Origin of the sequence: Veillonella sp. CNR 79/14 (genome assembly GCF_003992185.1) — a bacterium.
In the GTDB taxonomy this organism is placed as follows: Bacteria; Bacillota; Negativicutes; order Veillonellales; family Veillonellaceae; genus F0422.
Map to the genome: position 1 here is coordinate 25,569 of NZ_RQVH01000002.1, position 19,637 is coordinate 45,205.

General features: G+C 38.7%; 20 protein-coding genes and 1 other RNA gene. 1 reads left to right on the top strand and 20 read right to left on the bottom strand.

The annotated features are described in order from the left end of the window. Positions 1 to 10 precede the first annotated feature (10 nt). From miaB to sigH, 7 genes are read right to left on the bottom strand one after another with little or no spacing between them, the layout of a single operon-like run. A complete protein-coding gene (gene miaB, locus EO119_RS00765; RefSeq protein ID WP_126940331.1) occupies positions 11 to 1,321 on the bottom strand; it encodes a tRNA (N6-isopentenyl adenosine(37)-C2)-methylthiotransferase MiaB in 1,311 nt (436 codons plus the stop codon). A 1-nt stretch (position 1,322) separates the two neighbouring features. Continuing rightward, a complete protein-coding gene (locus tag EO119_RS00770) occupies positions 1,323 to 2,180 on the bottom strand; it encodes a hypothetical protein (protein WP_009352777.1) in 858 nt (285 codons plus the stop codon). Between the two features lie 9 nt (positions 2,181 to 2,189). Next, positions 2,190 to 3,017: a PHP domain-containing protein gene (locus EO119_RS00775; RefSeq protein ID WP_062402657.1), complete on the bottom strand. Its 828-nt coding sequence runs from the start codon at positions 3,015 to 3,017 to the stop codon at positions 2,190 to 2,192. Between the two features lie 13 nt (positions 3,018 to 3,030). Further along, complete coding sequence (smpB, locus tag EO119_RS00780) at positions 3,031 to 3,495, bottom strand: SsrA-binding protein SmpB (protein ID WP_126939072.1); 465 nt, start codon at positions 3,493 to 3,495, stop codon at positions 3,031 to 3,033. Beyond that, positions 3,495 to 5,867: a ribonuclease R gene (gene rnr / locus EO119_RS00785; RefSeq protein ID WP_126940332.1), complete on the bottom strand. Its 2,373-nt coding sequence runs from the start codon at positions 5,865 to 5,867 to the stop codon at positions 3,495 to 3,497. Before rnr ends, smpB begins: the two co-directional genes overlap by 1 nt. Before the next feature lie 55 nt (positions 5,868 to 5,922). After that, positions 5,923 to 6,159: a preprotein translocase subunit SecG gene (gene secG / locus EO119_RS00790; RefSeq protein ID WP_038144301.1), complete on the bottom strand. Its 237-nt coding sequence runs from the start codon at positions 6,157 to 6,159 to the stop codon at positions 5,923 to 5,925. A 19-nt stretch (positions 6,160 to 6,178) separates the two neighbouring features. Continuing rightward, on the bottom strand, positions 6,179 to 6,823 hold the full coding sequence (gene sigH / locus EO119_RS00795) for an RNA polymerase sporulation sigma factor SigH (RefSeq protein ID WP_062402655.1): 645 nt from the start codon (positions 6,821 to 6,823) through the stop codon (positions 6,179 to 6,181). 128 nt (positions 6,824 to 6,951) lie between these two features. On the opposite strand from sigH, the gene ssrA reads away from it, so the two are divergent. After that, positions 6,952 to 7,293: a transfer-messenger RNA gene (gene ssrA / locus EO119_RS00800) on the top strand. Positions 7,294 to 7,441: 148 nt separating this feature from the next. On the opposite strand, the gene EO119_RS00805 is transcribed toward ssrA, so the two are convergent. The 13 genes from EO119_RS00805 to thiC all read right to left on the bottom strand — a co-directional run bounded on the left by EO119_RS00805 (position 7,442) and on the right by thiC (position 19,586). Next, positions 7,442 to 9,178 (bottom strand): proline--tRNA ligase, encoded by a 1,737-nt coding sequence (locus EO119_RS00805; RefSeq protein WP_126940333.1) that lies wholly within the window; start codon positions 9,176 to 9,178, stop codon positions 7,442 to 7,444. Between the two features lie 35 nt (positions 9,179 to 9,213). Further along, on the bottom strand, positions 9,214 to 10,290 hold the full coding sequence (gene ispG, locus EO119_RS00810) for a flavodoxin-dependent (E)-4-hydroxy-3-methylbut-2-enyl-diphosphate synthase (protein WP_126940334.1): 1,077 nt from the start codon (positions 10,288 to 10,290) through the stop codon (positions 9,214 to 9,216). A gap of 9 nt (positions 10,291 to 10,299) precedes the next feature. After that, positions 10,300 to 11,319 (bottom strand): RIP metalloprotease RseP, encoded by a 1,020-nt coding sequence (rseP, locus tag EO119_RS00815; RefSeq protein ID WP_126940335.1) that lies wholly within the window; start codon positions 11,317 to 11,319, stop codon positions 10,300 to 10,302. Then, positions 11,313 to 12,473, bottom strand: a complete 1,161-nt coding sequence (locus EO119_RS00820) for a 1-deoxy-D-xylulose-5-phosphate reductoisomerase (protein ID WP_126940336.1) — start codon at positions 12,471 to 12,473, stop codon at positions 11,313 to 11,315. Before EO119_RS00820 ends, rseP begins: the two co-directional genes overlap by 7 nt. Before the next feature lie 24 nt (positions 12,474 to 12,497). Further along, positions 12,498 to 13,316, bottom strand: a complete 819-nt coding sequence (locus EO119_RS00825) for a phosphatidate cytidylyltransferase (RefSeq protein ID WP_126940337.1) — start codon at positions 13,314 to 13,316, stop codon at positions 12,498 to 12,500. 1 nt (position 13,317) lies between these two features. After that, on the bottom strand, positions 13,318 to 14,085 hold the full coding sequence (locus EO119_RS00830) for an isoprenyl transferase (protein WP_126940338.1): 768 nt from the start codon (positions 14,083 to 14,085) through the stop codon (positions 13,318 to 13,320). Continuing rightward, positions 14,057 to 14,314, bottom strand: a complete 258-nt coding sequence (locus EO119_RS00835; RefSeq protein ID WP_126940339.1) for a hypothetical protein — start codon at positions 14,312 to 14,314, stop codon at positions 14,057 to 14,059. The genes EO119_RS00830 and EO119_RS00835 overlap by 29 nt, the downstream gene beginning before the upstream one ends. Beyond that, positions 14,314 to 14,874, bottom strand: a complete 561-nt coding sequence (frr, locus tag EO119_RS00840) for a ribosome recycling factor (RefSeq protein ID WP_009352764.1) — start codon at positions 14,872 to 14,874, stop codon at positions 14,314 to 14,316. The genes EO119_RS00835 and frr overlap by 1 nt, the downstream gene beginning before the upstream one ends. Before the next feature lie 12 nt (positions 14,875 to 14,886). Continuing rightward, positions 14,887 to 15,606 carry a UMP kinase gene (gene pyrH, locus EO119_RS00845; protein ID WP_126940340.1) on the bottom strand — a complete coding sequence of 240 codons (720 nt, stop codon included), beginning with the start codon at positions 15,604 to 15,606 and terminating at the stop codon, positions 14,887 to 14,889. Between the two features lie 76 nt (positions 15,607 to 15,682). After that, positions 15,683 to 16,366: a translation elongation factor Ts gene (gene tsf, locus EO119_RS00850; protein ID WP_009352758.1), complete on the bottom strand. Its 684-nt coding sequence runs from the start codon at positions 16,364 to 16,366 to the stop codon at positions 15,683 to 15,685. A gap of 121 nt (positions 16,367 to 16,487) precedes the next feature. Next, a complete protein-coding gene (gene rpsB / locus EO119_RS00855) occupies positions 16,488 to 17,213 on the bottom strand; it encodes a 30S ribosomal protein S2 (protein WP_062402636.1) in 726 nt (241 codons plus the stop codon). Between the two features lie 209 nt (positions 17,214 to 17,422). Continuing rightward, positions 17,423 to 18,025, bottom strand: a complete 603-nt coding sequence (locus tag EO119_RS00860) for a hypothetical protein (protein ID WP_126940341.1) — start codon at positions 18,023 to 18,025, stop codon at positions 17,423 to 17,425. A 256-nt stretch (positions 18,026 to 18,281) separates the two neighbouring features. Then, the gene (gene thiC / locus EO119_RS00865) at positions 18,282 to 19,586 is read right to left on the bottom strand and encodes a phosphomethylpyrimidine synthase ThiC (RefSeq protein ID WP_126940342.1); all 1,305 of its coding nucleotides are present in this window, start codon (positions 19,584 to 19,586) and stop codon (positions 18,282 to 18,284) included. Positions 19,587 to 19,637: the final 51 nt, after the last annotated feature.

The window sequence follows — 19,637 nt, forward strand, 5'->3', positions numbered from 1 at the left end:
TAACTCCTTTCTATAGTACAGTGCCGTATAATACCCACGTTTGCCCTTTATCGATACGTACATCGATGGTATCCCCAATTTTTAGAGATTCTTGTTTAGGGAATAGGACCATTTTATTGCCCGATGTACGACCAAACCACATGTTTTCATCGGTACGACTAGGTCCTTCTACAATAATATCGTACACCTTACCTTCCATGGCTTGGTTCAACTCGAGGGAAATCTCGTTTTGCACGTCCATTAAGGCTTGTAAACGAACACGTTTCACTTCCTCAGGCACTTGTTCTTCAAACTCCGCTGCTGGTGTACCAGAGCGTTTGGAATAAATGAAAGTAAATGCCATATCATAGCGTACGTCTTTCAATAATTGCAATGTTTGTTGGAAATCTTCCTCTGTTTCTCCAGGGAAACCCACAATAATATCTGTAGTGATAGTAACTCCATCGATTTTTTTACGGCAATATTGCAACAAATCTTTATATTGTTCCACAGAATAATGACGATTCATGCGTTTCAAAATATTGTCAGATCCAGACTGCACTGGTAAATGCAACTGCGTCACAATATTAGAAGAACGACCTAAGGCATCTACCATGCCTTTCGTCATATCTTGGGGATGGCTTGTCATATAACGAATACGCTCAATACCTGGTATGCCATCTAAGGCATCTACTAAAGTACCAAAGTCTGTACCATCTTTAAAATCCAAACCATAGGAGTTTACATTTTGTCCCAACAAAGTGACTTCTTTAAAGCCCTTTTCACCTAGTTCACGCACATCCTTCACAATGGCCTCTACAGGACGGCTAATTTCACGGCCCCGCACATGAGGTACGATACAGTAGGTACAGAACTTATTACAACCATTCATAATTGGTACCCACGCAAAGAAAGTACCATTTGGTTTCGCCGCCAGTTCTGGTAATACAGTGTTATCCATTTCTACATTGACTTGGCGTTTTTTCGTACGTTGCACTTCTTTTACCATTTCATTGATATGTTGGATATTATGCGTACCCAATACAATATCAATATGAGGTGCTCGTTTGAACATATCCGCTTGGTTTTTTTGTGCCATACAGCCAGTGATGGCAATGATTAAGTTTTTATTCTTTTCTTTCAAATGCTTTAACTCGCCAATACGGCCATAAATTTTATTTTCCGCTGTTTCACGAACGCAACAAGTATTTAAAATAATCAAATCCGATGAATCTACATCTTCTGTAGGTACATATCCAACAGACTCTAATTGATGTGCCAATCGTTCTGAATCACTTTCATTCATTTGGCAACCATATGTATAAATATAGTATGACTTCATATTACTCCTTATGCTTGTATTTTACTTTTGATGGCTCAATGGTGCCACCTACCTTAATGGCAAGCCTTTCGATAGACATGCCTGTAATATATTCAATTTCTTGACGTATCGTTTTTTGCAAGGTATCCATGATTTCCTTTACCACGAATCCTAGCATAACGGTAACGTCAATTTGTAAGATTAAACCATTAGTGACTTCTTTACTTTTCTTAATGTCCATACTGCGTACATCTGTCACACCTGGAGATTTTTCAATGCTATTCCTGATGAGTGCTTGAATCACTGCATCTTCAAAAACTAGTTTTCCATAATAGCTAAAAGCTGGACGGATAACAGATTTTTCCCATCCTTCATCTTGTTTCGAAGATAATCTAGTTCTTCGCCAGAAAGATTTAATAGGGTCAATTAAAAAGCCTTTAAAATGAGGCTTCAATTCAACAGTTGGAACGGGAATAATATGCTTTCCTTCTTTTAATCTAGCGTGTTGTGCTTTTTCAATATCTTTCGGGGTGGCTACATCTTCAATATGGATATAATAGGACGGCCCAGGGATGCCGAGGGCTTTTGTAATTTTTCCAATCATATTTTCCGACGTACCTAATATCATAAGGCGTTCTGGTTGAATTTCATCTAGCGCTTTTCTTACGCTTTCTACCTGTTTTTTATCCTGAAAGATAGCACGTCGAACTGCTTTAATGCGATTTTCTTCTTTTTTTGCAGAAAAACCACCTACAATGCGATTATTATGAATTAAAATTCCATCATCAATGATACAAGATGCGTGATGTTCATGTGCCACCACCAATGCTCTATGACTTTTACCTGTTCCGCTAGGGCCAATAAATGCGATTACATCCATACTACACCTCTATGCGCCTTGTAAGGCTTTCATAAAATTAGCTACCCACTCATGTTGTATTTCGTATTCTCCAAGACCGATACTTTCAGGGAAACGATCTTGAATGCCATGAAAGTCGGATCCACCAGATATTAACAATCCACGAGTCTCTGCAATCTTGCGATATTTAGTACTATCCTTGGTGGAATGACTAGAATGATACACCTCGACACCATCAAATGGTAGGTCTAGTAACTCATTCACATAGGTATCATTCTCTACTAGTTTCGGGTGCGCAAGTACAGCTATACCACCAGCACGATGAATCAAATCAATAGCTTGTTGAGGCTCATACTTTTCTTTTGGTACAAAGCAAGGACCTTTTGGGTTTAACATCGTATCAAAGGCTTCTCCTACGGTTTCCACATACCCATGAGCAATAAGTAGTTGCGCAATATGAGGGCGTCCAAAGGACACTGCATCAGTGAATGTATTTACTAATTCCTCGTAGGAAATATCATAGCCTGCGTCCGCACATTTATCTACCATTTTATGAATTCTAGAGCGTCGTACTTCTTTAAAATGAGAAATATAATCCTGTAGTTCTGGATGCTCTAAGGAAAACTGATATCCCAACACATGAACTTCTTTTTCATGGTAATAGGTACTAAACTCGCAACCATGAAAGATTTGAATCCCTGTTCTATCATTTGTCGTTAATTGCGCATAGGCTCCTACTTCATCGTGATCTGTAATAGAAATAGCTTGTAAATGTTTTTCCTTTGCTAATGCCACCAAATCTCTTGGCATATATGTACCATCTGATACATTCGTATGCATGTGGAAATCGACTAACATAGACTTTCCTTTCTTAACGATTTTGTTCTTTCATACGGCGCTGAATATCACGTTTTGCATCACGTTCCGCCATATCTTGTCGTTTATCATAATTTTTCTTACCTGTCACAAGGCCAATAGTGACTTTAACATATCCATGACTATAGTGAAAGTTCAAGGGAATCAAAGAATAACCTTTTTCTTTTACTTGCCCTAATAATTTATGAATCTCCCGTTTATGCATAAGCAATTTACGTGTCCGTTCTGGCTCATGATTAAATTGATTGCCTTGCTCGTATTTACTGATATGCACTTGGTATAGGAAAAGTTCCCCATTTTCAATGCGACAAAAACTGTCTTTTAAATTGATGCGCCCAGCTCGAATGGATTTCACTTCCGTTCCCGTAAGGGCAATCCCTGCTTCATAGGTTTCATGAATGTGAAAGTCATGCCTAGCTTTGCGATTATCTACAATTAATGCATTGTTATCTTTCGCCATTACCGTTTCCTCTGTTTCTTTCCTTTTTTATGATTACTTTTTTTGTGTATCGTTTCATAAAATGCTGTTTTCTTTTTTGCATCCAACCTGCGTAGCATTTGCTCTACCGCTTTCGTGGTACCTGTCGTTTCTATTATATCATGAGTTTGTCTATCTCGACTTTTTCGTTTCTCTTCTTTTGGCTTCTTATAGGATTTTCTATTTCCCCGTTTTGGTTTTGAATGTGACTCTTCACGACTTTGTCCTCGCCGTAAGTATCCATCAATGGATTCCACTTCACCAATGACAAAATCGATTTGCCGAAGCTCTGTATCAGCTTTAATCAATGTTACTGTCACCGGTGTACCTAAGTGATATTCCTTTCCACTTCGTCTACCATAGGCCATATAATGTGGCTCGTCAAAGACATAATGGTCATCATCCATTAAATTATACGGTACTAAACCATCTACCCCATTATTAAGTTCAATAAATAAACCAAAGGCAGTAATTGAACTTACATGTCCCTCGAAACTTTCACCAACATATTGTGCCATATACTGAACCTTTTTCATATCCAAAGTTTCCCGTTCTGCTTCTGTAGCGATTTGTTCACGCTCTGAGCAATGACTGGCACTATGTGTTAAATAGGACTCATCAGCAATCGGCGCGAGTCGTTTTGGTTTGCCTTCTAGGACATAGCGCAATAGTCGATGAATCATCAAATCTGGATAGCGACGGATAGGTGATGTAAAATGGGTGTACGTAGAAGAGGCCAGACCAAAGTGTCCCATATTCTCTGAACTGTATTTTGCTTGTTGCATAGAACGAAGGACCATGATTTGTACCACAGGTTCAATCTCTGTACCAGCCACAGATTGTAATAACTCCTCAATATGCTTAGGCTCAACCTTAGTCGGCAGTTTTACAGGATATCCTGCATGGTGTAATACCGTAATAAGTTGTTCTAACTTCGTATCTTTTGGTTCTTCATGAATACGATACACAGAAGTATCTAATCGTTCACTAAGAAATGTAGCTACCGTTTCATTGGCTAATAACATACATTGTTCGATTAATTTTTCCGCAATGGTTCTATCTTTTCGTACGATTCGTTGCGGTATGCCCGTAGCATCTAAAAGAACTTTGTATTCTGGGAATTCAAAACTTATGGCCCCTGCTTGTTGACGCATCTTCATTAATTGGTATGCCAATGTTTCTAGGGTCCGCACCATTGCCATGAGTGGTGCCAAATCATCAGGAATGATGTTTTCTTCTAAAGCTAAATAGATTTCCTTATAGCTACAACGACGAGTGATATGAATAATGGATGGCTTTATGGAATAGCGCAACACTTTACCTTGAGGACTTACTTCCATAATACAGGACATGGCATAGCGATCTTCCTTGGCTTGTAAGGAACAAATACCGTTTGATAGCTCCACTGGTAACATAGGGATCACACGATCCACCAAATACACACTGGTGCCACGGCGGTATGCCTCTTGGTCAATGATTGATCCAGCTGGCACGTAGTGGCTGACGTCTGCAATATGAACCCCCAATTCAATATTGCCATTATCCAATACTTTCGCATGCACAGCATCATCTAAATCCTTCGCATCTTCTCCATCGATGGTGATCATTTCTTGGTGGCGCAAATCTAAGCGGTCTGCATCATCAGTAACTGTGAAAGAAATCTTCCGGGCCTCTTCTTGCACATCTTTTGGAAACTCTTTTGGCAAATTAAAGGTAGCCATCACTGACAAGACATCTAAATCTGGGGTAGAACTATCCCCAACGATTTCCACAATTTTTCCTTCTGCTTTACGATTTTCTTCTGGCCAAGCAGTTAATTCTACCACTACGGTAGCACCACTTCTAGCATCTAAAGTAGCTTCTAAAGGAATATAAATATCCTCACCTAATCGTTCATTATGAGGTGTAACAAATCCGCTTGTTTTTAGACGCTCAAAAACACCTACTACACGATTCGTATTTCGAGTCACAATACGATGGATAATACCTTCTGCTTTTCGCTCACTAGTTCCTTTCCGTTTGATTATATATTCTACTTCATCATCATGCATGGCTGTGCCTGAACAACCATTGGGAATGAATACATCTGGTAAGTGTCCCTCTGTAGGTATAACAAATCCAACCCCTTTTTTACTAGCTTTATAGATACCTAGTAATTTCCTATTTTCTGTTTTTTGATAGGTTGCATATTCACCATCTTTAATGCAAATAGAGCCTGCAGTTTCTAAATCATGTAAAATAGAAAAATATGCTTTAATTTCCTCATCTTTATAGCCCAAGATGAAAGGAACATCTTCTATATGATAAGATTCAGGCCATATATCTCTAAAAAATTGTAAGATTTCGTCTCTCATAGTACCTCAATATATCTATAAAAAAAACCTACCATAGGGTAGGGTTTTTTGTGTATTAATAAGAACTTAACACTAAATCTAATGCTAAGCTAACTAAAATGAATAGTGTCGCTAACACAACTGTACACCGTGATAAGAATCCATCTACACCACGTTCTTTCCCACCGAATACGGAATCAGCTGCACCAGAAACAGCACCACCCATACCTGCACTTTTACCGGTCTGTGCTACTACTACCACAATTAAAAGAATAGAAATAATAATTTCAACAACCATTAGAAAATCTCTCATGAATCTCTTCCTTTCTGTATTAACGGTTATGCCCGAAGTAAACTTCCATTTTTTTCTTTACTCGTTGCAATGCATTATCAATAGATTTTATAGAACGATGATGTTCTTCTGCCATTTCTTGGTAGGATTTGGCATCCATATATCCACGTAATACATCCCATTCTAGAGGGCTCAGAACAGCCTCCATCACTTCTTTAATAAGAGCGTATTGCTCTCTATTAATAACTACTTCCTCTGGGTCTAAATTTTTTTCTGTTTCCAGTACTTCTATTAAAGTTCGCTCTGAATCATCATAGGCTGGTTTATTTAAAGAGATATAGGAATTCAAAGGAATGTGCTTTTGACGACTCGCCCCTTTGATAGCAGAAATGATTTGTCTTGTAATACATAATTCAGCAAATGATTTAAAACTGACCTCACGGTCTCGATTATAGTCTCTTGTTGCTTTATACAAACCAATCATACCTTCTTGAATAATATCTTCTTTATCAGCACCCATTAAAAAATAGGACCTAGCTTTAGAGCGTACAAAATTTTTATATCGTTGAACAATATAATCAGTAGCAAAATGATTGTTTTCACGTTGATAGATATCAACAATCTCTTCATCAGATAATGATGAAAACCGTTCAAACTCAGCTACTGTTTCTGTTTCATATGACATAGGATTCCTCCTGTGACTCTGTACTAGGAATGATATTTAATAGTATACACTATCTTTAAAAAAAAGTACATATTACATTTGACTTTCACAAGATATATCTATATAATTATAAGACAATAATTACATATGGGGACGTAAAGGTTTCGACAGGTATGGATGTATCTTAGAAAGCGAGCTGGTGTCTCACTTGACCATAAAACAGTGAAACTTAAATTAAACGCAGAAGAAAATTTTGCATTAGCTGCATAAGCTACGTCACACCTTCTCTCGCCCGTAGAGAGGGATGTGGCGTCAAACTACGGGCTAGCTAGTTCTATCCGCTCAATTAGAGCTAGTTAAATCTCATGAGCTAGAATAGCTTAGGTTGTTGATGTCCAAACACTATTTGAAGTTCAAAACATCAACTGCGCTCGGAGAGGTCTAGGGGGCAACATGTTTGGACAGGGGTTCGACTCCCCTCGTCTCCACCACAATACAAAACAAGATAACCGCTTATTCATAAGTGTTCGTAAGTGTTCACAAACGGCATGAATAAGCGGTTTTTTGTAATTAAAACGACTCATCAAGTTATCCTCGATGAGTCGTTCTCTCTTATTCTATGCAGTTCAATGTGTGCAATTAAATGCTATATCCATCTTTCAACAGACGAAGTAATCCTTGTACAGAGGTACTTACCTCATCAATTTTAAGAGTGCTTGTAGAACCATCTTTACGAATACGTAATTCTACTTCGCCAGATTCGATAGTATTTTTACTTACCGTGATGCGTACAGGATAGCCAATCAAATCTGCATCTTTAAATTTAACACCTGCACGGTCCTTACGATCATCCAATAGTACATCAACACCAGCTTGTTTCATCTCTTTATACAAGCGTTCGCTCACTTCCATCAAAGCATCATCTTTCGCATTAATTGGAACGATAACAACCTCGAATGGAGCGATCGCTACTGGCCAAATGATACCATTTTCATCATAACTTTGTTCAATAGCAGCTGCCAATGTACGTCCTACACCGATACCATAGCAACCCATTTGGAATGGAGTTGGACGGCCACCTTGGTTCAATACTGTGGCATTCATAGATTCAGAGTACTTCGTACCCAATTTAAATACTTGACCTACTTCGATACCTTTATCGATGCGAAGTTGACCACCGCATTTAGGGCATGGATCATCGAGAGTAATCAAACGAATTGGTGCCACAATGATATCATCTACATTGAAATCTCGGTTAGGATTGATATTGATATAATGCGCATCTGCTGTATTAGCACCACCACATACATTATGTAAGTTCATCACTGTTTCATCCACTACAATGGCAAACTCTTCTGATTGTGAAAGTCCCACTGGGCTAATGAATCCAGCTGTTAATCCTACACGTGCTAAGTCTTCTGGGGTTGCCATTTCTGGTTCAATGCCACCTTCTACAGCTCGTTGTACAGCGATTTCATTCACTTCATGGTCACCGCGAACAATGGCAAGAATAACTTTACCTTCAATGTTGTAGACTACTGCTTTAATTGTTTTTTCCAATGGTAATTGTAACATATCGGCTACCGCTTGAATTGACTTAGCATCTGGTGTAGATACTGTTTCCAATGCCTTAGTTTCTTCTGTATCCACTTCCAATGCTTTTGGTTGGCCAATTTCAATATTTGCAGCATAATCACATTTTGTGCAGTGGATAACATCTGCTTCGCCGGATTCCGCCAAAGCCATGAACTCAAAGCTACCAGAACCACCAATAGCACCATTATCTGCTTCTACTGGTTTACATGTTAAGCCACAACGTTTGAAAATTTTACTATATGCCTCATACATATCCCAAAAAGACTTGCTCATACCTTCTTCATCGATGTCAAAGGAATAGGCATCTTTCATGATAAACTCACGGCTACGCATCAATCCATAGCGTGGACGACGTTCATCGCGATATTTATTTTGAATTTGATATAAACTTAAAGGTAATTGACGATAGGAATTGACTTCTCCTCGAACTAGATTAGTTACCATTTCTTCATGAGTTGGTCCTAAGCAATATTCACGGCTATGACGATCAGAAATGCGCATCATTTCTGCGCCATACGCAGCCCAACGACCAGATTCTTCCCATAGTTCACTAGGTTGTAAGATTGGCATCATGATTTCTTGGCTATTTATAGCTTCCATTTCTTCACGAATGATTTCATTAATTTTATGAATACTGCGCCAAGCCAATGGTAAATAAGTATATAATCCACCTGCTACTTTACGAACAAAACCTGCACGCAACATTAACTGTTGGCTGATTACATCAGCATCGGAAGGCATTTCACGTAATGTCGGTGCATATAAGCGACTTGCTAACATAACATACTCCTTTATATTCTATATGATTCATACTCTTAATTATCTTCTAACGTTAAAAGATATTGATCGATTTCAGCAAATAAGGTATCTACCAACTCTTGTTCTGGTACAGTTTTTAATACTTTTCCTTTACGGAAAATAATACCTTGTCCTTTACCTCCTGCAATACCAAAATCAGCTTCTCGTGCTTCTCCAGGTCCATTTACTACACATCCCATAACAGCTACACGGATTGGGGCTTTTATAGCCTTCAAACGTTCTTCAACAATGTCTGCCATATTGAATAAATTGACTTGACATCTGCCACAGGTAGGACAAGAAATCATAGTCGCTCCAAAGGTACGAAGTTCCAAAGAACTTAAAATAGTTTTTGCTACTTCTACCTCATGGATTGGATCGCCCGTTAAGGACACACGAATGGTATCACCGATACCAGCTGCTAAGAGTGTTCCAATACCGATAGCCGATTTAATCGTTCCTTGTTTGATAGTGCCTGCTTCCGTTACACCTAAATGCAATGGATATGGTATTTTACTAGATAATTTGCGGTATGCTTCAATCATTAAAGGTACATCTGTAGCTTTAATAGAAACTTTTATTTGGTCATATTCTAAAGATTCTAAAATACGAATATGTTCTAAGGCAGTATCCACCATACCATCCGCTGTAGGATGTCCACCATGGGCATCTAATACATGCTGTGGTAAAGAACCAGCATTGACACCTATACGAATAGGAATCAATTTTGGTTTCGCTTTTTCCACAACTTTTATCACATTATCGATACTACCTATATTTCCTGGATTAATGCGAAGCCCATCAATCCCACTGTCAATAGCTTGCAGTGCTAACCGATAGTCAAAATGGATATCCGCAATTAATGGAATCATCGCACGCTCTTTGATATCTTTAATTGCTTTTGCTGCAGCCATATCAGGAACAGCTAAACGAACCAATTCACAACCAGCAGTAGCTAGGCGATTGATTTCCTCAATAGATTGTTCTACTTTCACAGGATTTGTAGTAATCATAGATTGGATACTGACAGGTGCGTTATCACCAATATGGACGGTACCCACTTGAATACCTTTTGTCGGTTTACGTTCTATCATGGGATACCTCTAAAATAATCGTAGAATATCTTGGAATGTAGAATATACAAACACTAATAATAATAGGCCTACACCAGTCATTTGGATGTATTGTAATGCCTTCTCTGGTAGTTTACGGCCTGTAATTCCTTCTAGAATTAATAACACCAAGTGGCCACCATCTAAGACGGGAATTGGCAATAGGTTGATAACTCCAAGGTTTAAGCTCAATAATGCAGTAAATAGTAGCAAACTGATAAAACCATGTTGTGCTACTTGCCCTGCCATTTGTGCTACACCGATAGGACCCGCTACATCGCCTTTACTATGTCCTGTTACAATATTCCACAATCCTTGTACCATATCAGTAAGGGTAGATCCAGTGTGGGATACAGCATGCACCGCAGATTCGCCAATACTATACTCTTTTACTTCCAATACTGGATTGATTCCGATAACGGCTCTATCACCAGATTCACGAGGAATCACTGTCGTAGATATAGTCTCACCATTTCTATCTAAAATAACTGACACTACATGATTGCTATGACCTTTTAAAGACTCTGTAATATCTTTCCATTCTTTAATGGATTGACCATTAATGGATACAATTTTGTCTCCTTTTTGGATACCAGCGGTAGCCGCTGGATTTCCTGCTAATATATCTCCAATAATCGGTTCCTGAGATGGTATTGTGGTTCCATGGAACGCAAATACAAAAAAGTATATCACAATAGCCAATAAAAAGTTAAATGTAGCACCTGCAGCGATAACGATAAATCGTTGCCATACAGGTTTACTATTAAAACCACGTTCGCCAGCATCTTCCGATGGATCCATACCAGCAATTTTGTTGAATCCACCTAGTGGTAATAAACGCAAGGAGTATAGTGTTTCTCCTTTTTGCTTTTGAACGACATTAGGGCCAATACCGATAGCAAATTCATCAACACGCATGCCACAGGCTTTCGCAGTTAGAAAGTGCCCCAATTCGTGAATCATAACTATAACGCCGAATACGAAGACAGCTCCTAAAATTGTAATTAACATGCACTTCTCCTTTGTATTTCTTTGGTAGCTTCTTGTCTAGCCCAGGCATCCATAGCAAGTACTTCTTCTATGGATGTAGGTACGCCATTTATCATGCGTTCAAGAACGGTAGAAACTACTTCATATATATGTCCATAGGTAATTCGTTCATGCAGTAAGGCATACACAGCCATTTCATTGGCTGCATTAAATACAGCAGGTGCATAACCGCCTTCTTTTCCCACTGTGAAAGCTAGTCGTAAGGCAGGAAAATCATCCCACCGAGGTGCCATAAACTGAAGATCTAATCCCTTGGTAAAATCTAAATGTTCCATTTGTAATGGATATCGTTTCGGATAGGTCATCGCATATTGGATAGGCTCACGCATATCTGGATTCCCTAATTGTGCCAAAATAGCACCATCTTTCATTTGAATCATAGAGTGTACAATACTTTGCGGATGTACCACTACATCAATATGATTGTAATCAAAGTCAAAAAGCCAATGGGCTTCAATAACCTCTAGGCCTTTATTAAATAAAGTAGCGGAATCAATAGTAATTTTGTTTCCCATATTCCATGTTGGGTGCGCTAAACAATCTTTTGCTGTTGCCCCATATAAATCGTTTGACTTCCAGTGACGTAAGGCACCACCTGAAGCTGTGATGATTAATTTTTCTACGTTACTTCTATCTTGCCCTTCCAAACATTGAAAGATAGCACTATGTTCACTATCAATTGGTAAAATTGAAACACCATTGTCTTGGGCAGCTTTTGTAATTAAAGATCCACAAGCCACTAAAGTTTCTTTATTAGCAAGGCCAATCGTTTTTTGTGCACGAATCGCAGCCATGGTAGGTTCAATGCCTGCAGCACCAACTACGGCAGTGACAACCATCGTAGCTTCAGGCAAGGTTGCCGCTACTGATAAGGCTTCTTTACCACCAATAATTTCTGTGGGTCCATCATAGCGTTCTCTTAATTGTATATATGCCTTTTCATCTACAACACCCGCCATAATTGGCTTAAATTCGGTAATTTGTTGCTCTAGTAAATCAATATTTCTATGTGTTACTAACGCTACTGCCTGGAATTGATCTGAATGTTGACGAATCACATCTAAAGTTTGTGTTCCTATAGACCCCGTGGAGCCTAAGATACTTATAGCTTTCATAAAGGTCTCCCTACAATTAAATCATTACAGCATAAGAATGTATGCCAACACTAATGGTGCAGCAAATAATAGACTATCAAAACGATCTAATACGCCACCGTGGCCAGGTAATAATGTGCCAGAATCTTTTTTATTTGCCTCACGTTTTAATTTTGATTCAAATAAATCTCCTAGCGGTGCTAATATCCCAACAATGACACCTATACCAACGCCAAAATTCAGCGGTAATCCTAAGGAAAGAGATCCAATCCACCCTGTTAAAATACAGCCGATGAAACCACCAATAAAACCTTCCAATGTTTTATTAGGACTAATAGTTGGTACAATGTTTCGTTTTCCAAAAGAACGGCCTACAAAATAAGCAAATGTATCACTAGCCCAAATAGCTATCAACACAAGCCAAATGACAGCCGTACCAAAGCCTTCTTGTCCTGCATAATAGCTGGTATTTTCATAGATACTATTATCACGCAACACCATCAATGCGATAAACCCACTGGTAACATACAACAAACTACTAATCGTAGATTGCACTGTTGAAAGAGTTCTTTTCCCGTTACAGAAGGTGTATTCAATGACCATAGCTAACATCACCAAAATTCCTAAGAATAAAGCTAATGGGTAGCTACCAAATAGTAAGGAACCGCATACAAGGGCAATATAAATTAGACCCCACAGTGGTAATAGACGCCGTTTCATATGACGAAATAAGCTAACACATTCTACCCAACCGATGACAGCTAACACGGACATCACAAGATTAAAAAACAGGCCCCCATAGGTGATGGCAACCGCCAGCAAGACAACGCCAATCAAAGCTGTGATGAGACGGGTTTTTAACATATTATTTCTCCTCTTTTAAACCACCAAATCTACGCTCACGTTGTTGGTATGCCAAGATGGCTTCTTCCAACACTTGCGGTGTAAAATCTGGCCAATGCAAAGGGGTAAACCAGAACTCTGCATAAGCAATTTGCCATAACAAGAAATTACTAATTCGTGCATCATTACTTGGTCGAATCAGTAAATCCACACGGTCAAATTCTTTTGTATCTAAGTAGGAAGAAATCAATGTTTCTGTAATATCTTCCTCAGTGATAGCACCCTTTGCCACATCTTGGACAATCCGTTTTGTAGCTCTTGTGAGTTCATCACGTCCCCCATAATTAATTGCTAATTGCAGTGTGATTCCCTTATTATCTTTTGTTAATTCCTCAGATTCTTTGATGATTCCTTGTAACTCTTCAGATAACTTGGTTATATCTCCCACAAAACGAATGCGCACACCTTCCGCATGCATACGTTTTACATTTGAAAGTAAATACTCTTTAATAAGACCCATTAACAGGCTGACTTCTTCTTCTGGTCGTTTCCAGTTTTCAGTGGAAAAACCATAGACAGTCAATGCTTTCACACCAAATCCTTGGGCTGCTTTCACAATATCCTTTAATACTTCCGCACCTGCGCGATGACCCATACTCCGTGGCATGCCTTTACGCTTTGCCCATCTACCGTTACCGTCCATGATAATGGCAATATGTTCTGGAATATTCGTTGGATCTATAGTCGGTCTCTCTTGATGTTTACTTTTCTTCCATAAGTTTTTTAGCATACTGTACCTCATTCGACTGCGCCACATGACTGGCTACCATAGGATGAAAGAGAACTATCTCCCATGCGCCTTCTTTTACTATGACACGGCCTACATAATATTCTTCGGAAGAAATGGAAAAGAACCGATTATAGTTCTTTTCTATTTTTGTAGTAAAAGGGATAGAGGCAGCCTGCAAAAGAGACTGTGCAAGCTGCCATGGAAATCCCAAAATAGATGTATGTTCCATTAGACAGACATAACATCCTTTTCTTTTATATCGCGAAGTTCATCAATTAATTTAATTTTTTTGTCAGTCAATTTTTGAACTTGTTCTTGTCCATCTTTTGATACATCTTCAGTAATTGTTTTCGCTTTTTCTTCTTTTTTGATTGCATCATTAGCATCACGACGAATGTTACGGACTGCAACTTTAGCATCTTCTGCTTTTTTGCTTACTACTTTTACTAATTCTTTACGGCGTTCTTCTGTCAATTGAGGGATAGCCAAACGAATAGCCTCACCATCATTATTAGGGTTTAATCCTAAATCAGATGTTAAAATAGCTTTTTCAATAGCACCAATCATAGTTTTATCCCATGGAGCGATTAAAATCATGCGAGGATCTGGAGCAGATACGTTTGCCACTTGATTAACAGGTGTTGGGGCACCATAGTAATCTACCATAACGGAATCCAACAAAGATGTATGCGCACGACCTGTGCGAACATTAGCAAATTCATGTTTTAAGGATTCAATTGTTTTATCCATGCGCGCTTCTTCGCGGCTAATAATTTCTTTAATTTCCATAGTGTTCACCTTTTATTTTACGATAGTACCGATGGCTTCTCCCTTAGCAGCACGTGTGATGTTACCAGGAATATCCATGCTAAATACAACGATAGGAATATGATTATCTTTACATAATGTAGTTGATGTAGCATCCATTACTTTCAATTCTTTGCTGATTACATCCATGTATGTTAATTCATCGAATTTTACAGCATTTGGGTTTGTTTTAGGGTCGGAATCGTATACGCCATCAGCAAATTTTTTCGCCATTAAAATAGCATCTGCTTCGATTTCAGCAGCACGCAAAGCAGCTGTTGTATCTGTAGAGAAGTATGGATTACCCGTACCTGCTGCAAAGATAACAATACGACCTTTTTCTAAGTGACGAATAGCACGACGACGAATGTATGGTTCTGCTACTTCTTGCATTTCAATCGCTGTTTGAACACGAGTTGCTACGCCTGCATTTTCAAGAGCATCTTGTAATGCAATAGCATTCATCACTGTTGCAATCATACCCATATAATCAGCAGATGCACGATCCATACCTTTAGCACTACCGGATAGACCACGCCAAATATTTCCACCACCTACAACGATAGCAATTTCAATACCACTTTCTTTGGAAAGTGATGCAATCTCTTGTGCCAATGGTTCTACCACTTGCGGGTTAATGCCAAATCCTTGATCACCTGCTAAGGCCTCACCGCTAAGTTTTAATATGATACGTTTAAATTTACGTTCACTCATGTCCTTCTCCTTATGACGTTTCTAACAAATAATTCAAAAATAAGAGAACACTTGCGGTGTTCTCTTATCTCCGTACTTATTTACCTACAGTAGCCATAACTTCTGCAACGAAATCGTCTTGTTTCTTTTCGATACCTTCGCCTAAAGCATAGCGAACATAACGACGTACGTTAATGTTTTCACCGATTTTAGCGATTGCTTCATTGATCATAGCTTGTACAGTTTTTTCACCGTCTTTAATGAAAACTTGTTCTAATAGGCAGTTTTCTTTATAGAATTTTTCAACGCGGCCAGCTACCATTTTTTCAAGAACTGCTTCTGGTTTTGGTTTACGGCCAGCTTTAACGTCTTCTTCAGCTTCTACTTTAGCTTGTTCCATCAATACAGCTTTTTCGTGTTCGATTATATTAGCTGGAACATCTTCACGTTTTAAGTATGTTGGGTTAGCTGCTGCAATTTGCATTGCCACATCTTTACAAAGAGCTTGGAAATCATCAGTTTTAGCAACGAAGTCTGTTTCACAGTTTACTTCTACTAGTACGCCGATACGTCCACCACCATGAATGTAAGATGCTACTACACCTTCAGCTGCAATACGACCAGCTTTTTTAGCTGCCGCTGCTAAGCCTTTTTCACGAAGGAAGTCAACTGCTTTTTGGATATCGCCATCAACTTCTACCAATGCTTTTTTAGCATCCATCATACCTGCGCCAGTCATGTCGCGTAATTCTTTTACTAAAGCTGCTGTAATTTGAGCCATGATTTTTCCTCCTATAAATAATTAAGGTAAGACCTTAGCCTTACCTTAATTTTACATCGTTATTACTTATTTATCAATTAAGACTATGTCTGTATATATTGTTAAATAATCTTACAGATTCTTAAGCTTCTTCGGAAGCAGTTTCTGTACCGAAAGCGTCTTGTTCACCTTGACGACCTTCTAAAATAGCGTCAGCCATTTTACCAGCTAATAATTTAACTGCACGAATAGCATCATCATTTGCTGGGATAGGGAAATCAACTTCGTCTGGATCACAGTTAGTGTCCACAGTAGCTACTACAGGAATACCTAATTTTTTAGCTTCTGCGATAGCGATTTTTTCTTTTTTAGGGTCAATTACGAAAAGTGCACCTGGCATTTCTGGCATATCTTTAATACCGCCAAGATATTTTTCTAATTTTTCCCATTCATGACGAAGACGAATTACTTCTTTTTTAGGAAGAACTTCGAATGTTCCATCTTCAGCCATTTTTTCTAATTGTTTTAAGCGTTTAATACGAGCTTCGATAGTTTTGAAGTTAGTCAACATACCGCCCAACCAACGTTCATTAACGAAGTACATATTAGCACGAAGAGCTTCTTCTTTTACAGCTTCTTGAGCTTGTTTTTTAGTACCTACGAAAAGGATTGTTTTGCCTTCTTGAGCTACTTCACGTAAGAAATCATACGCTTCTTCTACTTTTTTTACAGTTTTTTGAAGGTCAATGATATAAATACCATTACGTTCAGTGAAGATGAATTTAGCCATTTTAGGATTCCATCTTCTTGTTTGATGTCCAAAGTGAACACCAGCTTCTAATAATTGTTTAAGTGATACTACTGCCATGTTGGCACCTCCTGTTAAAAAACCTCCGCAACTCTCATCCCTCAGCAAACGCGAAATTGCGCACAGAACTGATAGTCTAGTTGCGTGTGTATTCATACTTGGTTAGTATAGCACAAAATGTGAGATGAAAGCAAGGGGAAATCATGCATTATATCTATGTACCCTAGTAGTCATTATTTACTTATGAGAGCACAGCTGTCGATATACTATTAGTAATCCCAACCGAACATGTGGAAGAGTTTATCTTTAATTTGTTCTTCTTCGGAATTAGGGACATAGTTACCAAGATATACACCTTCTATATTAGAAATAGTAAAATGCCCAGCATATCCTTTCCAAATTAAATTCCCATGGATATCATAATAGGATGGGTCAATTGAAAACTCTCTCCTTGAATAGTCCAATGTTTTATTAACTCCATATGCTAATGGTAAATATTCCACTGTTACCACATCTGGACTAACGTCTCCCTCGCTACCTAACCACTGTGATCCAATAGGGGTAAATTCACGTTTAAATACACCATATACTACTCGATTTTGAGCTTCTCCATCAGCACGCACTTTTGTTCTATCTACATATGTTTTATAGTATTTATTTTCGGAAAGTAAAATCCATCGTTCTCCAGCTTGTGGTAATTGTAATTTTCCATCAGACTGTTTTGTTACCTGTGTATTACTATCTGGAACCCCCAAAGCATTGTCTAATTTCTTTAACGTTTTACTTAACCAACTAGCTTCTACTGTAGCAGTACCTGCATTGACTGCAAATACGCTAGCTAATACAAGAGCGACTGCTGTTTTTTTTCTCATAGCACACCTCACATAAATAACTAAAACACATATATGTTATTACTATCATACATCATAATATCAGGACTAATCAACTATTTCACATGATATTTCCTATGTATTTTTTGCTTTTATCTCTAAATAATGATAACTATATAAAGCGTATAAATTGTAGTTTATCCGTAATATATTTTGATCGGTTAGATTCATCCATTCACATCCTCTATACAATAAAACAACCAACTCCTATCCAAGAGTTGGCTGTTTCGTTTCTCATTTATAATATATCAATTTTCTCTCCTTCTAAGGCTTTATTGATGCTCCGTACGGCACAAAATTTACCACACATACTACAAGCTTCTTTATGTCCTTCTTCTGGGGCACGGCTTTCACGGATACGACGAGCTTTTTCAGGATCTAGTGCTACTGCATATTGCGCTTCCCAATCGAGTTTTTGGCGCGCCTCTGCCATGCGGTCATCACGGTCTCGTGCATTTGGTATACCTTTTGCAATGTCTGCGGCATGGGCTGCGATTTTGAAAGCCATGATGCCTTCTTTTACATCATTTTCGTCAGGTAAGGCTAAGTGTTCTGCTGGTGTTACATAGCAAAGGAAGGCTGCCCCATGCATGGCTGCCACGGCACCACCGATAGCCGCTGTAATATGGTCATAGCCTGGTGCAATATCTGTGACCAATGGTCCTAACACATAGAACGGTGCCCCATCGCAGATCGTTTGTTGCACTTCCATGTTGGCTTGTACTTGATTCAATGGTACATGACCAGGACCTTCCACCAACACTTGTACACCACGTTCACGAGCTCGTTTTGTTAACTCACCAAGACGAACGAGTTCTTCGATTTGACAGATATCTGTAGCATCTGCCAAGCAACCAGGACGGCATGCATCGCCAAGAGAAATGGTCATGTCATATTCTGCACAAATGTCCAAGATTTCATCATAGTATTCATAGAACGGATTCTCTTGACCAGTCATGGACATCCAAGCAAAGACTAAACTACCGCCACGGCTGACAATATTTAATTTTCGTTTATGACGTTTAATTTGTTCCACTGTATGTTGCGTAATCCCGCAATGTAATGTGACAAAGTCTACCCCATCTTCTGCATGGAGGCGGATAGTAGAAATAAAGTCTTCAGCTGTCAATTCTCCTAAATCTTTTTGGTGATGTATAACGCTATCATAAATAGGCACAGTGCCAATCATAACGGGACATTCTTTGGTGAGCAGACGGCGGAATACTTTTGTATCACCATGCGTAGACAAGTCCATAATAGATTCAGCTCCCAATGCCACTGCATGATGGACTTTTTTCATTTCTTCTTCATAGTCTGTACAGTCTTTAGATGTACCTAAGTTCACATTGATTTTTGTGCGTAACTTTTGACCAATTCCTTCCGGTTGTAAAGCCGTATGATGTTTGTTGCATGGAATTGTTACATGTCCTTTTGCCACTAACTCTCGTAATACTTCAACATCCATGTTTTCTTTTTCTGCTACCACTTTCATCGCGTCGGTAACAATGCCTTTTTGGGCTGCTTGCATTTGTGTGTAAAACATAAAAAGCTCCTTTCATTACAAAGGAGCCTATTATGGGTACTCTATACACAA

Excerpts from the sequence above, each read along its gene's own strand:
- EO119_RS00775 (WP_062402657.1), bottom strand. The coding sequence starts at position 3,017 with ATGTTAGTCGATTTCCACATGCATACGAATGTATCAGATGGTACATAT.
- EO119_RS00770 (WP_009352777.1), bottom strand. The coding sequence starts at position 2,180 with ATGGATGTAATCGCATTTATTGGCCCTAGCGGAACAGGTAAAAGTCAT.
- thiC (WP_126940342.1), bottom strand. The coding sequence starts at position 19,586 with ATGTTTTACACACAAATGCAAGCAGCCCAAAAAGGCATTGTTACCGAC.
- tsf (WP_009352758.1), bottom strand. The coding sequence starts at position 16,366 with ATGGCTCAAATTACAGCAGCTTTAGTAAAAGAATTACGCGACATGACT.
- EO119_RS00835 (WP_126940339.1), bottom strand. The coding sequence starts at position 14,314 with ATGGAACATACATCTATTTTGGGATTTCCATGGCAGCTTGCACAGTCT.
- rpsB (WP_062402636.1), bottom strand. The coding sequence starts at position 17,213 with ATGGCAGTAGTATCACTTAAACAATTATTAGAAGCTGGTGTTCACTTT.
- rnr (WP_126940332.1), bottom strand. The coding sequence starts at position 5,867 with ATGAGAGACGAAATCTTACAATTTTTTAGAGATATATGGCCTGAATCT.
- EO119_RS00860 (WP_126940341.1), bottom strand. The coding sequence starts at position 18,025 with ATGAGAAAAAAAACAGCAGTCGCTCTTGTATTAGCTAGCGTATTTGCA.
- EO119_RS00820 (WP_126940336.1), bottom strand. The coding sequence starts at position 12,473 with ATGAAAGCTATAAGTATCTTAGGCTCCACGGGGTCTATAGGAACACAA.
- frr (WP_009352764.1), bottom strand. The coding sequence starts at position 14,874 with ATGGAAATTAAAGAAATTATTAGCCGCGAAGAAGCGCGCATGGATAAA.
- EO119_RS00805 (WP_126940333.1), bottom strand. The coding sequence starts at position 9,178 with ATGTTAGCAAGTCGCTTATATGCACCGACATTACGTGAAATGCCTTCC.
- secG (WP_038144301.1), bottom strand. The coding sequence starts at position 6,159 with ATGAGAGATTTTCTAATGGTTGTTGAAATTATTATTTCTATTCTTTTA.
- rseP (WP_126940335.1), bottom strand. The coding sequence starts at position 11,319 with ATGTTAATTACAATTTTAGGAGCTGTCTTCGTATTCGGCGTTATAGTT.
- sigH (WP_062402655.1), bottom strand. The coding sequence starts at position 6,823 with ATGTCATATGAAACAGAAACAGTAGCTGAGTTTGAACGGTTTTCATCA.
- EO119_RS00830 (WP_126940338.1), bottom strand. The coding sequence starts at position 14,085 with ATGCTAAAAAACTTATGGAAGAAAAGTAAACATCAAGAGAGACCGACT.
- pyrH (WP_126940340.1), bottom strand. The coding sequence starts at position 15,606 with ATGAGTGAACGTAAATTTAAACGTATCATATTAAAACTTAGCGGTGAG.
- miaB (WP_126940331.1), bottom strand. The coding sequence starts at position 1,321 with ATGAAGTCATACTATATTTATACATATGGTTGCCAAATGAATGAAAGT.
- ispG (WP_126940334.1), bottom strand. The coding sequence starts at position 10,290 with ATGATAGAACGTAAACCGACAAAAGGTATTCAAGTGGGTACCGTCCAT.
- smpB (WP_126939072.1), bottom strand. The coding sequence starts at position 3,495 with ATGGCGAAAGATAACAATGCATTAATTGTAGATAATCGCAAAGCTAGG.
- EO119_RS00825 (WP_126940337.1), bottom strand. The coding sequence starts at position 13,316 with ATGTTAAAAACCCGTCTCATCACAGCTTTGATTGGCGTTGTCTTGCTG.